The following is a 14,501-nucleotide window of genomic DNA, read 5'->3' as shown; positions in this document are numbered from 1 at the left end:
AGCGGCAGGGCAGCTAATCCGGCCTGCCCACCACCACCTGGGCCGGGCTGTGGGTGACGTAGCCGTTTGCCCAGGAGAACAGTGCCCTGACTTTCTGCTGGAAGCCGGGCAGCAGGGCAAGGTGGACCGCCAGCCAGGACACGAACGCCAGGGGTCCCTGCAGTTGCAGGCGCCGGCGCCCCAGCTCCGCGACGGCTGCGCCGCGGCCCACCATGGCCATGTATCCCTTGTCCCAGTAGCGGAAGGGCTCGCGCACCCCGCCCGTAAGGTCCGCATAGATGTTGCGCGCCGCCCATTTACCCGATTGCTGGGCTACTGACCCAAGCTGCGGAAGCTTGCTACCGGCCGCATCTGTGATGTTGGCGGAGTCACCCAGTACGTAGACGCCCTCGAAGTCAGGGGCTGTCAGGTCGGGCTGCACGTCCACCCTGCCGCCCCTGCCCTGTTTCAGGCCGGACTCGGTGATGACCGGGCCGGCCTGCAGGCCGCCGGCCCACACCACAACCCGGGCCGGGATGACCGTCCCGTCTTTGAGGGTCACCCCGTCCGTGCGGACTTCACCTACCGCCGTCCCCATGTGCAGCTGCACGCCCAGTTTCGTCAGGCGGTCCCGCGCATATGCCTGGGATTTCTCCGAAAAAGCAGCAAGCACGTTTGGAACCATATCCACCAAGTGGACGTGGCACCGGGCGGCCAGCCCCGGCGAGAAGTATTTCGGCACGATGTATTTAACGTTCTCCGCGAGGGCGCCGGCAGTCTCGACGCCGGTGGGACCGCCGCCCACCACAATCACGTCAGCCCCTGCTGCGGGCTCGCGGTCAGCTTCATCCAGGACCGCGGTAATGGCGGCGCTGAGCCGCGTTGCATCCGCCACGGAGTACAAGGGGTAGGCGTGCTCATCGGCGCCGGGGGTGTTGAAGAAGTTCGGCACCGCCCCCGTAGCGATGACCAGAGCCTGCGCCCGGTAGCTGGAGCCGTCTGCCGTGGTGACGGTGCGGTTGGCCGCGTCGATCGAGGTGACCTCCGCCGTCAGGACCCGGACGCTGTTGATCCCGCGGAACTCCGACCTGAGCGGCCGGGTGACCGCGGAGACGCCGATCTGGGATGCAGCCACCTGGTAGAGGAGCGGCTGGAACTGTTGGTAGTTGTTGGCGTCAAGCAGCAGAACCCGGACACCTTTGCGGCCCAACTCCTCAGCCGCCGTCTTCCCGGCAAAACCGCCGCCAACCACGATGACCTGATATGAATCGTCCATTCGAGCAACTTACCCCTCACGGCGGATGAGTAACAGGGGGCTTTTGCCGCTGCCGCTGGGGCAGACGATTGCCGCGGCTCCAAGTGCGGACCTGCAGAACGACAATCCCCCGGCACCTAAGATGGCGGCATGGAAGACGACGCCCTGGCGGACATTGCAGACAGGCTGTATGCGGGGCCGCTGGACGGTTTCGTCGCGGCCCGTGCGGCCGCTGCCAGGGAAGCTGCAGGCCAGGACAAAGATCTGGCGGCAGCGGTCCGCGGCCTGCCGAAACCTTCCGTCGCCGCGTGGGCCCTTAACATGCTTGCCCGGCATCGTCCGGACGTGCCCGCCCAGCTGGGCGAGCTCGGGGTGCGCATGCGGGCAGCGCAGGACTCGCTGGACGCCGCCGCCCTCCGCGAACTCGGCCGCGAGCGGCGCACCCTGCTCGCAGACGCCGTCGACACTGCCCGGTCTGTTGCCAGGGAGCAGGGCCGCGCCATCAGCGACGCAATGGCATCCGACGTCGAGGAGACCCTCCGTGCACTGACGGCAGACGGGGGTGCGGCCAACGCCGTTGCCAGCGGCCGGCTGCTGAAAGTCCTGTCCGCAGACGGCGTCAACGACGTGGACCTGGACGGCGCGGTGGCCCTCCCCGGGCTGCTTCCGGCCGCGCCACCTGGCCACTCCGACAGCACTCCTCCGGCCGCACGGGGGGCGACAGGATCGAAGACGGCAGCACCGAAGACGCGGACGACGGCGACGCCCGGCTCCCAGCCAACGCCTGCCAAGCCCAGGCTTAAGGCAGTCCGGCAGACTCCCCGGCCGGCCTCGCCGCCCGCGCTGGAACGGGCCAAGGCCGTCCTGGCGGAGGCCCGGGAGGTTGAAGAGGATGCTGCACGGCTGGCCGGTGAGCTGCAGGAGCAGGAACAGCAGGCGCGCGCGGACATCGCGGAACTGCAGCAGGAAACGGCCGACCTCCGGAGCCGGCTCAAAGCCGCCGAAGAAAACCTGGATCGCTCCCGCAAGCGGCTTGCCGCCACCGCAGCCGAAGCGAAACAGGCCGCGCGGGCGGCAGACAAGGCCAGCCGCACCGCCATGCTGGCGCAGGAACGCGTACTCCGCCTGGGCAGCAGCTAGGGAAAGCCGGCACAGGCGGCAAGGGGAAGGATTGCCTCTCGCCCCGGGCGCAGGCGGGACCTACTCTGGAGCTATGGACGCCGCAGCTGCTCATGCCTTTGCGATTCCGCCGGTTTCAGTTCACCGCCCCACCACTGCCGGGGAGGACATCATCACCCTGGCCGCCGGCGTCTGGCTCCTCACCGGGACCTATGTTGACGGGTGGGCGCACAACAACCTCCGCGGCCTCGAGACGTTCTTCACGCCGTGGCACGCGGTCCTCTACTCGGGCTTCGCTGCCTGTGCCGTCTGGATCGCCGCCCTGACCTGGCGCCGGCACGCACCCGGCACGCGCTGGACGGACGCTGTCCCCGCCGGCTACGGCGCCGCGGTGGCCGGCGTTGTGCTCTTCCTCGCCTCCGGGGTGGGCGACTTCGCCTGGCACTCGGTGTTCGGGATCGAGCAGAACATCAGCGCGCTGTTCAGTCCCTCGCATTTGGGCCTGGCCACCGGCGGCTTCCTTATCCTGGGCGCACCATTCGCCGCCGCGTGGCACGCGCCGGACCGGCCGTGGGCACGGCTGGTCCCGGCATCCGCCAGCGCCATGCTGGCCGGCATGGTTGCGGCGTTCATCCTGCAGGAGTTCGCGGTCTTTGCCCGGCATGGACTCATCCAGACCTACACAACAGCTGCCGGGACGCAGCCCGCGGTGACGGTTCCGACGTCCTCAAGCATCATGGTGTCCCTGGCCTCGTTCCTCGTCTCGACGTTCGCGCTCTTTGTTCCCGTCCTGTTGCTGTCACTGAAGTGGCGCCTGCACCCTGCGGTGCCGGCAGCCATGGCCCTGGTCCCCTCCGTGGCCCTGCAGGTCATGGTTGCGCTGCGGGACGCCTGGCTGGTGCCCGATGCCCTGGCCGGGGCCATCCTGGTAGGAGCGGTGTGGGCGGTGGTCCGGCCCGCCCCTGACCGTCCCGCACGGCTTATGACCGCGGCCGGCCTCTCCCCCGTCGTGTTCTGGGCCCCGTATTTCGCCGGCGTGGCGCTCCACGACGGCGCGCTCAGTTTCTCCCCCGAGGTCTGGAGCGGAACCCTTGTGTGGGCCGGACTCGGAATGCTGGCACTCGCCGCGCTTACGCTGAAGGTACCGGCCGCGGCTGCCGGGACCCAGGATTCACTGGCCCGCTGATTGGTTTGCCCCGTGGGTAAACCGGCGCCGTCCCGGCGTCTCTCCACAACACGCGGAGTTGGTTCCAAAGAATGTCAGACCCCGGTTGCAGACTGGATTTATGGAAAACCAAGCCGTACAGGAATTTCACGTTACCTACTTCGACGCCGACTGCGGCCGGGCCCGGTCCGAGGTGTTTGACACGCTGGAAGAGGCCGAGCGTTTCGCCTGCCGGCACTGCCACAGCGAGGACAACTGGGCTGTGGTGGACGCTGTCACCGTGGAGCACATCCAGATCGCTGCCTGACCGGCCCACGTAAACCACGGCCGGCATAAGCCACGTTAACGGCATCAGCCCGTGCTGCCTGGCGGTTGCCGGCAGCACGGGCTGACGTGGTTTAGGCGGGGATCCGCCGGCCTGCTGGGCCGGTCCCGCTGCCTTGAGGACTAGGCGAAGTCGGAGACCGCCGGATCCGCTCCGATGCGGCCTTCGCCGCTGGCGGTCTTGTCCAGGTTGTTGATGGCTTCAACGTCCTCGGCGTCAAGGGACACCTCGAGTGCTGCGAAGTTCTCCTGGATGCGCGACTCGGTCACGGACTTGGGGATGACCACGTTACCGATCGCGAGGTGCCAGGCGATGACCACCTGGGCGGGCGTGGCCTGGTGCTTGGCGGCAATTGACGCAATGGCGGGGTCCTGCAGCAGCTCCCCGCCCTGGCCCAGCGGGGACCAGGCCTGGGTCAGGATGCCCTTGGCGGCTCCGAACTCACGCAGTTCACGCTGGCTGAAGTAGGGGTGCAGTTCGATCTGGTGGATGGCCGGAACCACGCCGGTTTCGTCGATGATGCGCTGCAGGCCCTCAACGGTGAAGTTGGAGACACCGATGGACTTGACCCGGCCGCGCTTCTGAAGTTCGATCAGCGCCTTCCAGGTGTCCACGTACTTGTCCTGCTTGGGCTGCATCCAGTGGATCAGGTAGAGGTCCAGCGTTTCCAGGCCAAGCCGGTCCATCGATTCCTCGAAGGCGGCGAGGGTGGACTCGTACCCCTGGTCCGCGTTCCACAGCTTGGTGGTGATGAAGATCTGTTCCGGCGACAAACCGGAGCTGGCGATGGCCCGGCCCACGCCTGCCTCGTTGCCGTAGATCTTTGCCGTGTCGATGTGGCGGAAGCCGGCTTCGAACGCCTGGCGGACGACCTTTTCAGCCACGTCGTCCTCAACCTGCCACACACCGTAGCCGAGCTGGGGGATCGTGTTTCCGTCGTTGAAAGTCAAGGTAGGTGAAAGAGTCATAAATCCAACCTGCCATACCGCACCCGCCGCGAGGTGCCATTCCGGCGGATGTCAGCCAGCCGCGTAACCGCAATATTCTCCTGCTGGATCGGGAATATTTTCGTGGCACCGCCCAGCTATTCCCCGCGAAGCTGCCTCTCGGCGTCGTCAACCTGCTGGAACACGGCCTCAGCGCGGCGGTGGACGGACGCTGCCCCTACCGGCACCGGACCCACTGCAAGCCGAAGCATTGCTGCCGCTTCGGCGGTCGTTGCCAGCGAGTTTCCGGCCTTGGACAGGGATCTGTGGACGTGCGCCAGCGCCGCCGGTATGTCCAGGCCGTCGCTGGGGGCACGCCGCTGGGCCTCCATGCATACCGCGCGGACGCGCGGAAGCAGGGCAGCGAGTTGGTTGGCGATGTCCACCAGCTCGCCGTACAGCTGGTCATCCTCCACGCCCTCGAGCACCTGGTGGAAGCGGTCCAATCCCCGGTGGAAGCGGTCGTGCGCACGGCGCCACAATCCCTTGCCCAGTTCCGCGTCGTCCTTGCGCCCCTGCCTGGCGGCGCTGAAAAAGCCCAAGCGGAGCCTACAGGTACTGGCCCGGGCCGTGGTCCGGGTCCTCACGCTGGCTGGGCCGCGCCGGCTGCCCCGGCCGGGCTCCGGCCGGGGCACGCTGCGGTTCGCCGTTTTCGCCGATCACGACGCCGGGCGCAATCATGGTGCCCGGCGGCAGCTGGCGCAGCTGCAGCTGTGCCGCAGCGTGTTCGCGGGCTGCGTTCTGGGCTGCAATGGCCGTCTGGATGCCATGGAACAAGCCTTCCAGCCAGCCCACCAGCTGGGCCTGGGCGATCCGGAGCTCGGCGTCGGACGGTGTGGCGTCGCCGGAGAACGGCAGGTTGATCCGATCCAGTTCTGCCACGAGCTCGGGCGCCAGCCCATCCTCAAGCTCTTTGATGGAGCGGGCGTGGATGGCAGCGAGCCTGCCCCTCGCGGCGTCGTCCAGCGGTGCGGACTTCACCTCTTCAAGAAGCTGCCGGATCATGGTGCCAATCCGCATCACCTTGGCGGGCTCGTCCACCAGGTCCTGCAGGCTGCTGCCCCTGGGCTTGCCGTCCGCGGCGGACGGAACCTGTACGGGGTCCTCGGTCTCGTCAACGGGAGTGCCTTCTACCGGGAGGTCCTCAGCTGCCTGGGTGTCGTTGGGATCGCTCATGCGTTCATACTCTCACGGCCCATCGGCACCGGGTCCACCCATGAAGGCCCGTGGCGGGCTTGTCCGCTGCGGGCTCAATCAGCAGCACCTGCCCTGCGGGTTGCTGTCCTGGCGGTCCGTACGGTCCCGCCAGAACTCGCGCTCGCTCATGGGTGGTTCCTGGTGCCCGGCCGCCCGGTGGTGTTCCAGGTATTTTGCGTAGGCGTCCGCGCCCATGACGCCGCCGAGGTAGCGGGCGAACCCGCGGAACCCGTTGGCAACCAGGGCAATACCGGAGCTCATCAGTGACCGGCCCGTTCAAGGCGCGCGTCGGCGGGCACGTTCGCCCACTCGGCAGCCAGCTCACGTTCGGCAGCCGTGGGCACCAGCCCGGCCGGGGCAAAGACGCGCGACGGTACGGCCGGGTCCTCGTTGTCGGCGGCGGCCGTCCCTGCCGACCGGTCACGGAACGCCTTGGCCGTGGCGAGGAGCGCCGTCGCAATCACGATGATGCTGAGCACCACGAAGATCACGGACAGCCAGCCCTGGATGGCGGTGTTGCGGACCACGGCTTCCATGGCGGCCACCGTCTTGGCGGTGCCGAACTCCTTCTTGCCGTCGGCCAGGGCCTTGCTGAAGGCCGCGTTGTTGGCGAAGTAGCCCACGGCCGGGACGGGCGAGAAGATCTTCTGGTAGCTGGCCGTGATGGTCACCACCGCAGCGAAAGCCAGCGGCAGGGCAACAACCCACAAGTACTTGAAGGTGCCGCGCTTGGCAACGATCGCCAGGCACACAGCCAGGGCAATCGCGGCCAGCAGCTGGTTGGCGATGCCGAACAGCGGGAACAGCGTGTTGATGCCGCCCAGCGGATCGGTCACGCCCATCAGCAGCACGGCACCCCAGGCAGCCACCATGATGGCGGTGCAAAGCCAGGCGCCGGGGCGCCAGGAGGCTTCCTTGAACTTGGGGATAAAGTTGCCGATCGAGTCCTGCAGCATGAACCGTGCGACGCGGGTGCCCGCGTCCACTGCGGTGAGGATGAAGAGTGCCTCGAACATGATGGCGAAGTGGTACCAGAACGCCATCATGGCCGTCCCGCCAATGAACTGCTGCATGATGTGTGCCAGGCCCACGGCGAGCGTGGGCGCGCCACCGGTGCGGGACACGATGCTCTGCTCACCAACGTTGGCCGCGGTTTCGCTGAGCAGGCCGGGAGTGATGTTGACGCCACTCAGGCCCAGGCTGTTGACCCAGGTAGCTGCCGTTTCCACGGTCCCGCCGGTCAGCGCTGCGGGGGCGTTCATGGCGAAGTACAGGCCGCGGTCGATCGAGATGGCCGCCACCAGCGCCATGATGGCCACGAAGGATTCCATCAGCATGCCGCCGTAGCCGATGTACCGGGTCTGCCGTTCCTTCTCCACGAGCTTGGGGGTGGTGCCGGAGGAAATCAGGGCGTGGAAACCGGACAGTGCGCCGCAGGCAATGGTGACGAACAGGAAGGGGAACAGGGCGCCGGACAACACCGGCCCGTTCTCGCGGCCGGCGAATTCGCTGAAGGCCGGGACGGTGACCTCGGGCCGGACCACGATGATGGCCAGCGCGAGCATCACGATCACGCCGATCTTCATGAACGTGGAGAGGTAGTCGCGCGGGGCCAGCAGCAGCCATACCGGCAGGATCGCTGCGATGAAACCGTAGATGAGCAGGCCCCAGGCGATGGTCACCTTGTCCAGGTGGAACACGGTGGCGCCCCATTCGGTCTGCGCCACCAGGCCGCCGCCGATGATGGCGGCCATCAGGAGGACGAAGCCGATGATCGAGACCTCCATGACCTTGCCGGGGCGCAGGTAGCGGAGGTAGACGCCCATGAACAGGGCGATGGGGATGGTCATGCCCACGGAGAACACGCCCCACGGGCTTTCACCCAGTGCATTGACGACGACGAGCGCCAGGATGGCCACGATGATCACCATGATCAGCAGGGTGGCGATGAGGGCGGCCGTGCCGCCGATGACGCCGAGTTCCTCGCGGGCCATCTGGCCGAGGGACCGGCCGCCGCGGCGCATGGAGAAGAACATGACCAGGTAGTCCTGGACGGCGCCGGCAAGGACGACGCCGAGAATGATCCAGATGGTGCCGGGCAGGTAGCCCATCTGGGCTGCGATGATGGGCCCCACCAGCGGGCCGGCGCCGGCGATGGCGGCGAAGTGGTGGCCGAACAGGACGTTGCGGTCCGTGCGGACGTAGTCCTTGCCGTCGGCCTTGTACTCGGCGGGGGTTGCGCGGCGGTCGTCAGGCTTGGTGATGTACCGCTCGATCACCTTTGAGTAGAAGCGGTAGCCGATCAGGTAGGTGCACACGGAGGCAAAGACGAACCAGATGGCGTTGACGGTCTCGCCGCGGACGATGGCCAGCATGAACCAGGCAACGCCGCCCAGCAGCGCGATCGCGGCCCAGAGGGCTATCTTGCCGGGCGTCCATTTCCGTTCTTCGGCTTCGAGCCGTGCCTCGTCCACGGCGGGCGGGGGAAGATGTGGGTCCGTGGCCAGCCCGCCCTCCGCCCGGGATGCATTTTTCCGTTGGTCAGGCACTCCGGCCATGTCTCCTCCTTGAGAGATTTCGCACTTCTGCTACGGGCACCTTACCAAGGGGTAACATGCCGGGAACGCCCGACGGCGGCGCGGCGCCGGGCCTTGCGGTGAGCGGCGGCGACCCGGCGACGAACGATCAGGGTAAGGCCGGGACGGCGCGGCGGGGTCGGTTACCCCACGTCCCGCCGGGACAGGGGCAGGCCGGAGCGGGTGAAGGCCCAGGCAAGGGCCGCCCCCGTTATCGGCACGGCAGCCACAAGGGCAAACAGGTGCAGCCAGGGGACCTCGACGGCGGTCCGCATGTCCGTGGACAGGACCAGGAGGACCGCCGGCACTGAGCCCGCCAGTGTTCCCAGGACAGCGCCCATGCCACTGGTGAAAAGGGCCTGCGAACCCGCCAGGGCCTTACGCAGCCGCGGCGAGGCACCGACCCCGGCAAGGGTGGCATGGTCCTTGCGGGCGTCTGCCAGGGACAGCCCGGCGGTAATGCCAGCCGCGCTGAACGTGATGAGCGCGCTTGCCGCCACGATGGACCAGGTGGCCCATTGGCTGCCCTGGGAAATTCCCGGTTCCGCCCGGAAGGACACATCCGGTTGCCTGAAAATGGCCGCCGCCGCTGCGGCTGCCGCGTCGGACTGCGCCTCGGACGGGTAGGCCGCCAGTTGCACCAACAGGCCGGCCGGCACCGGGTTAAGCCCCAGCCGGTCCGCAGTCTCCGGCGAGACAACGCCGTAGTAGGGAACGGGGACGGCCGGTTCCAGCACCACCGCGGGAAGGGAGTCACTCCTGACCGTGGCATGTACGCTGGCCGGCCCCGACGCCGATGGCATCTGCGTCCGCACGTCCTGCGCCTGCAGCAGGACCGTCCCGTCGCCGACGAACACCGGGTTGGTCACCACCATTCCGCCCGCCTCCAGCACTGCCAACGCTTCCGGAGACGCGTCCCGGCCCAGCACTGCGCGGATGTCCGCTGCGCCGCCTACCAGGACGGCGCGATCGGACGGCTGTTCGCCCACCAGGGAGCCCCGGCACCGCCAGTCGCCTGGATCTGCCATTCTCCCCTGCGGAGTCCGGGGGCACTGGTTGGCAACAGGCTTGGCCAGTGAGTACGCCAGGCAGTTGGAGGTTGGCGTCCGGGCGGGCAGAGCCAGGCCACCGGGACCCTCGGCGCAGTTGCGGAGGCTTTCCGGAGCTGTAATGGTGTGGGTCCATTCAACGGTGCCCAGGGCGTCGGCCAGCGCGGAGGAGAGGACTGGTTCCTCCACCTGCACGGGCGGCGGGCTGCTGCCATCAGCTGCCAGAGGCTGGTCCACTGTGAGCGGCAGGTACGCCTGGTTTTCCAGCCCCGTCCAGTAGTGCGTCTCGCGCAGGCCCGCCTGCTGGCTGGCTGACAGCACCAAAGCGGCGCTTGCCAAGGTCGCAGCGGCCAGCACGGCGGCGACAGCGGGAACGCTCCGGCCGCGGTTCCTGGCCGAGTCCCGCGCAGCCATTCGAAGGGACAAGGACAACCATTGGCTCCGGGATGTCAGGCGAAGGATCAACCAACCCGTCAGCATCACCAGGCCGGTGACAGCCAGCACTGCGCCGAAGATCAGCACCGTGACTACCAGCGGCAGTTGCTCCGCCCGCCTGTCCGGGTCCGTGGTGGACGTGGCCAGCAGCCAGCCGGCCGCCAGGAGCCCGGCGGCAGCCGTCAGTGTAACTGCGCCGGCGAGGGTGGTCCGGGACGTCTTCCCTGCCGGCGCCCGCCCCGACTTCAGCGCGCCCAGCACCGCCTGGCGTGACACCTGCCGGGCAGGCACCATCGCCGCGAGGACGCAGGCGGCCAGTCCCATGCCCATGGCAGCGGACGTCAGCAGAACGTCCGGGTGCAGGCCCGCCAGCCGGACGGAGCCGGCCATGCGGACCACCTGGACGACGACGGCAGCGGCGCCCAGCCCCACCGCGGCGCCCAAGGCAACGGCGATGCCGCCAAGCCACAGTCCCCCGGCCGTGACGACCGCACCAATGGTGGAACTTTCCGCTCCCGCCGACGCCAGGAGCGCCAGTTCGCGCACCTGCCGCTTTGTTCCGACAGCGAAGGCAGCACCTGCCAGCAGACCCACTTCCAGCAGTGCGAGCGCACCCACCAGGCCGAAGGTGGCGTAAACGGCCACCGCGGCCGACGACTCATCCCGTGGTTGCGAACCCGGAACATACCGCTGTTCGGGGGGCGGCGGGTTCAGCACCACACTGCGGGAGAGCACACCCACCCCCTTGCCGTTGGCCGCCCTGATTTGCTGCCAGGCGACCGGTTCCGCACCCACCACGTAGTAGGAGACGGACTGGCGCGTCTTAGGGCCAGGTGCAAGGTCCGCGGGCGCCTGGCCGGCCTTGAAGTACATGAAACTGTTGCTGTCGGCGGCGCCGGCGTCGCGGATGGTTCCCACCGGGACGAAGGTTCCTGCCGACGTCGCAAATTCACTGCCCAAGTGGAGGTGGAACCGCGCCATCAGACCTGGCGAAACCACCACCTCTACCCCTCCGCGCGGCGCCCGTCCGTCCAGGAGGCTGAACTTGCCGGTGAAGGCCGGATTGAGCGCATCCACTTCGCGGCCCTGGAATGAAACGAGCGCCTCCCCCACGCCGGTGGTCAGCGTCAGCATCCGTTGCGGCAGGACTTCGTAGCCTGCGGGGATGACATCAAGCGGATCGGTGGGCCGGAACCCTTGGTCATAGCGGCCGGTGCTGGAGGCCACAACGCCGTCATTGAGCGGGTCCTGCAGGGAGTCTGCGCTGGGGACGGGCAGGATGCTGAACCTGGCCTGGGTGTTGCCCAGTTCGTACCGGACGATCTCCTCCGGTGTCCGCTGCGAGCTCTGGTAGAGGGTGGCCGCGCCAGTCATCCCGGCCACCGGCAGCATGATCAGCAGGATGATGAGGAGGGACCGCCCTTTGTGGCGCGCGATGTCGCGTCGGGCCAGCCGCAAGGCAACCCGGTAGCCGCTCCGGCGCCCGTGCGGCACCGGAGCCAGGTCCATGGGCATCAGAGTCCGGCCCGCGTCAGGAGCATCGTGGGGTCGTGCATTGCTGCGGCCTGGTCGATGATGCGTCCGTCGCGAAGAAAGACCACCCGGTCCGCCCACGCGGCGTGCCTGGCCTCATGGGTGACGAGCATGACCGCCGCCCCGGCATCGGCCCGGGCGCGCAGGACCTCCATGACCCCCTGCCCGGTTGTCGAATCCAGCGCACCGGTGGGTTCATCGGCCAGGATCAGGCGCCGTTTGCCCACGATGGCCCGTGCGATCGCCACGCGTTGCTGCTGGCCGCCGGACATCTGGTCCATGAACCGGTCCGCGAGCTCCGGGATTCCCACCTGCCGGAGCGCATCGGCGGCCTGCCGGTGGGCCTTCCGCGCAGATGTTCCGTCAAGCTCCAGCGGCAGTGCCACGTTTTCCGCGGCAGTCAGGGTCGGGACCAGGTTGAAGTCCTGGAAGACATAGCCGACGGCACGCCGGCGCAGGCGTGCGAGTTCATTCAGGCCCAGACCGGCCAGGGGCGTGGATTCGACGAAAACAGCGCCCGATGTGGGCCGGTCCAGCCCGCCGGCAACGGCCAGCAGGGAGGACTTGCCTGAGCCCGACGGGCCCATGACTGCCACGAACTCCCCCGCGGAGATGGTGAGGTCGACGTCGCGGAGTGCGGCGACCGCCGTCGCGCCTTCCCCAAACGTCCTGCCGACCCTGGCGAGTTCAAGGACCTGCTGCGGCCCCTGCACGCTCACCGGCGGCTGTCCGCGTTGAGCGGGGCGTCTTCCGTGGCCCCGTTGGACGATTTGCGTGCTGCACCCGTGGCAGAGGCTTGCGCCTGCTGGACCATCCTGGCCTCGCACAGGTCCAGCCAGCGGACTTCCGCTTCGGTCTGGAAAATCAGCGAGTCGAGCACCAACAGCCAGGCGGTATCCGCGGACCGTTGGTTCGACGCCGTGTCGCGGCGGGCCTTGGTGTAGTCCTGCAGGGCCCTGATGGACGCCACACGCTGGGCCTGGATGATGGCCTGGACATCCACCCCGGGCAGGGTGACGGCGAGCGCGAGCTTGATGGCGAGCTCATTGCGGGGCGGGTTGTTCCGCTCCACGGGGGCGGCGAACCAGCTCCGCACCTCGGCTGTGCCGGCAGGGGTGATGCTGTACACCACATGGCCATCGCCGTCGTCGCCTTCCTTGGCCACCAGGGCATCACGTTCGAGCCGGTCCAGGGTGGTGTAGACCTGCCCGATATTCAGGGGCCAGGTGGCTCCGGTACGGTTCTCGAACTCGACCCGCAACTGGTAGCCATAGCGTGGCTGGTCCTGCAGCAGGGCGAGGAGGCTGTGGCGAATCGACATGTTGCTCCCCCGGGCTTAGTCATTGCCGGTATGCACAGGCCCCCAAGACCCGTGCATACCGCGTATAGGCAGCCTAAACCGGGAGCACCCTTCTTGGCAATACCGGGTATGTATCGAGGGTTCTACATGACCAGGAGGACCTTGCCTACATGGTCGCCGCCGTCGAAATACCGGTGGGCCGCCGCGACCTGGTCCAGGGGAAAGGTCTTGGCTACCAGAGGACGGATCCTGCCATCGGCCACGAGCGGCCACACGGCGTCCCTGACAGCGGTCATGATGGCACCCTTTTCCGCCACCGGCCTGGGCCGCAGGGCAGTGGCCACCACCGCCGCCCGCTTCTTCAGAAGCAGCCCCAGGTCCAGCTCCCCCTTTGTGCCGCCCTGAAGGCCGATCACCACCAGGCGTCCATAATCGGCAAGGGCGTCCACATTCTGCTGGAGGTACTTGGCCCCCACCACATCCAGGATGACATCCGCGCCCTTGCCGCCATTCTGCCGCCGAAGGCTCTCGGGGAAGTCCTCCTCGGCGTAATTGATGGCGATGTCCGCGCCCAGGAACGCTTTAGCGGTGCTGACCTTCTCATCGGTACCGGCCGTCGTGGCCACTTTGGCACCGAAGGCCTTGGCGAGCTGGATGGCCATGGTGCCGATCCCGCCGGTGGCCCCATGGATCAGGACCGTCTCGCCCGGCTGCAGCTGCGCCGTCATGATCAGGTTGGAGTAGACCGTTGCAGCCACTTCCGGCAGCGACGCGGCAGTGACCAGGTCAACGCCTTCGGGCACGCGCAGCACCTGCTCGGCCGGAACCGCCACCTGCTGGGCATAGCCGCCGCCTGCCAGCAGGGCCACTACTTTGTCCCCCAGCGAGAAGGGCCTGCTGACGCCGGGGCCAAAGCCCGCGATCCTGCCTGACACTTCCAGCCCGGGGACCTCGGAGGCACCGGGAGGCGGCGGGTAGAACCCGCGGCGCTGCTGGACATCGGCCCGGTTCAGGCCGGCGGCCACCACATCGATGAGCACCTCGCCCTGGCCGGGCACCGGGGCGTCCACGTCCCGCACTTCCAGCACTTCCGGGCCGCCCGGTTCCGATATATAGACGGCTTTCATGGACCTCTCCCGTTCCTGACTCAAATCCTGGCTGCAACCAGTGTGCACCGGGCGCTTCCCCGGGCCTGTTTTGTTGCAGGCAAGTGCCTATGAAACACTACTAGCTGAGGAAGGTTGTCCGAGCGGCCGAAGGAGCTGGTCTTGAAAACCAGTGTGCGGTAACCCCGTACCAAGAGTTCGAATCTCTTACCTTCCGCAAGGGAACCCCTGGCAGCCGGCACCGGCCGCCAGGGGTTTTTTGCTTTAACGCCCGAACCCTGCCGCTGCGGGCAGGCCCGTGTTGCCGGAACGTAAATTCTTTGGAGTAAACCTCCTCAAACCCCTCGCCGTGAAGCTACCGGCGGGTATCGTTTGTGACTGCCGGCACACCTTTGGTTTTGCCGGCAGTCATCACTCCCGCCAACAGCATCTCCGGAACGGGTTGGGGAAGCCCGTTCCGGACGGCAGGGCGCTCC

General features: G+C 67.7%; 13 protein-coding genes and 1 tRNA gene. 4 read left to right on the top strand and 10 right to left on the bottom strand.

The window, feature by feature from the left end:
• Positions 1-13: 13 nt before the first annotated feature.
• Positions 14-1,255: an NAD(P)/FAD-dependent oxidoreductase gene (locus ACTAQI_RS20515; protein ID WP_457948366.1), complete on the bottom strand. Its 1,242-nt coding sequence runs from the start codon at positions 1,253-1,255 to the stop codon at positions 14-16.
• 129 nt (positions 1,256-1,384) lie between these two features.
• On the opposite strand from ACTAQI_RS20515, the gene ACTAQI_RS20510 reads away from it, so the two are divergent.
• The 3 genes from ACTAQI_RS20510 (at position 1,385) to ACTAQI_RS20500 (ending at position 3,825) form a co-directional block, all read left to right on the top strand.
• Positions 1,385-2,374: a hypothetical protein gene (locus ACTAQI_RS20510; RefSeq protein ID WP_457948364.1), complete on the top strand. Its 990-nt coding sequence runs from the start codon at positions 1,385-1,387 to the stop codon at positions 2,372-2,374.
• A 73-nt stretch (positions 2,375-2,447) separates the two neighbouring features.
• Complete coding sequence (locus ACTAQI_RS20505) at positions 2,448-3,539, top strand: hypothetical protein (RefSeq protein ID WP_457948363.1); 1,092 nt, start codon at positions 2,448-2,450, stop codon at positions 3,537-3,539.
• 100 nt (positions 3,540-3,639) lie between these two features.
• The gene (locus tag ACTAQI_RS20500; protein ID WP_457948362.1) at positions 3,640-3,825 is read left to right on the top strand and encodes a hypothetical protein; all 186 of its coding nucleotides are present in this window, start codon (positions 3,640-3,642) and stop codon (positions 3,823-3,825) included.
• Between the two features lie 140 nt (positions 3,826-3,965).
• Here ACTAQI_RS20500 and ACTAQI_RS20495 read toward each other — a convergent pair whose 3' ends face one another.
• From ACTAQI_RS20495 to ACTAQI_RS20455, 9 genes are all read right to left on the bottom strand, one after another.
• On the bottom strand, positions 3,966-4,811 hold the full coding sequence (locus ACTAQI_RS20495) for an aldo/keto reductase (RefSeq protein WP_457948361.1): 846 nt from the start codon (positions 4,809-4,811) through the stop codon (positions 3,966-3,968).
• 116 nt (positions 4,812-4,927) lie between these two features.
• On the bottom strand, positions 4,928-5,371 hold the full coding sequence (locus ACTAQI_RS20490) for a hypothetical protein (RefSeq protein ID WP_457948360.1): 444 nt from the start codon (positions 5,369-5,371) through the stop codon (positions 4,928-4,930).
• Positions 5,372-5,378: 7 nt separating this feature from the next.
• Entirely contained in the window at positions 5,379-6,005 is a 627-nt protein-coding gene (locus tag ACTAQI_RS20485) for a bacterial proteasome activator family protein (protein ID WP_457948359.1), read from the bottom strand.
• A 78-nt stretch (positions 6,006-6,083) separates the two neighbouring features.
• Complete coding sequence (locus ACTAQI_RS20480; protein WP_457948357.1) at positions 6,084-6,287, bottom strand: YbdD/YjiX family protein; 204 nt, start codon at positions 6,285-6,287, stop codon at positions 6,084-6,086.
• Complete coding sequence (locus ACTAQI_RS20475) at positions 6,287-8,584, bottom strand: carbon starvation CstA family protein (protein ID WP_457948356.1); 2,298 nt, start codon at positions 8,582-8,584, stop codon at positions 6,287-6,289. Before ACTAQI_RS20475 ends, ACTAQI_RS20480 begins: the two co-directional genes overlap by 1 nt.
• Before the next feature lie 161 nt (positions 8,585-8,745).
• Complete coding sequence (locus ACTAQI_RS20470) at positions 8,746-11,595, bottom strand: hypothetical protein (RefSeq protein WP_457948355.1); 2,850 nt, start codon at positions 11,593-11,595, stop codon at positions 8,746-8,748.
• A gap of 5 nt (positions 11,596-11,600) precedes the next feature.
• Positions 11,601-12,338, bottom strand: a complete 738-nt coding sequence (locus ACTAQI_RS20465; protein ID WP_457948353.1) for an ABC transporter ATP-binding protein — start codon at positions 12,336-12,338, stop codon at positions 11,601-11,603.
• A complete protein-coding gene (locus ACTAQI_RS20460) occupies positions 12,335-12,940 on the bottom strand; it encodes a PadR family transcriptional regulator (RefSeq protein WP_457948351.1) in 606 nt (201 codons plus the stop codon). The genes ACTAQI_RS20465 and ACTAQI_RS20460 overlap by 4 nt, the downstream gene beginning before the upstream one ends.
• 122 nt (positions 12,941-13,062) lie before the next feature.
• On the bottom strand, positions 13,063-14,046 hold the full coding sequence (locus ACTAQI_RS20455) for an NAD(P)H-quinone oxidoreductase (protein ID WP_457948349.1): 984 nt from the start codon (positions 14,044-14,046) through the stop codon (positions 13,063-13,065).
• A 108-nt stretch (positions 14,047-14,154) separates the two neighbouring features.
• Between ACTAQI_RS20455 and ACTAQI_RS20450 the strand changes: the two genes are divergently transcribed.
• Positions 14,155-14,242, top strand: a tRNA-Ser gene (locus ACTAQI_RS20450).
• Positions 14,243-14,501: the final 259 nt, after the last annotated feature.

This window comes from Pseudarthrobacter sp. alpha12b, assembly GCF_054130495.1.
Note: the sequence above shows the minus strand (reverse complement) of the source record. Positions and strands in the feature narration are given on the sequence as shown.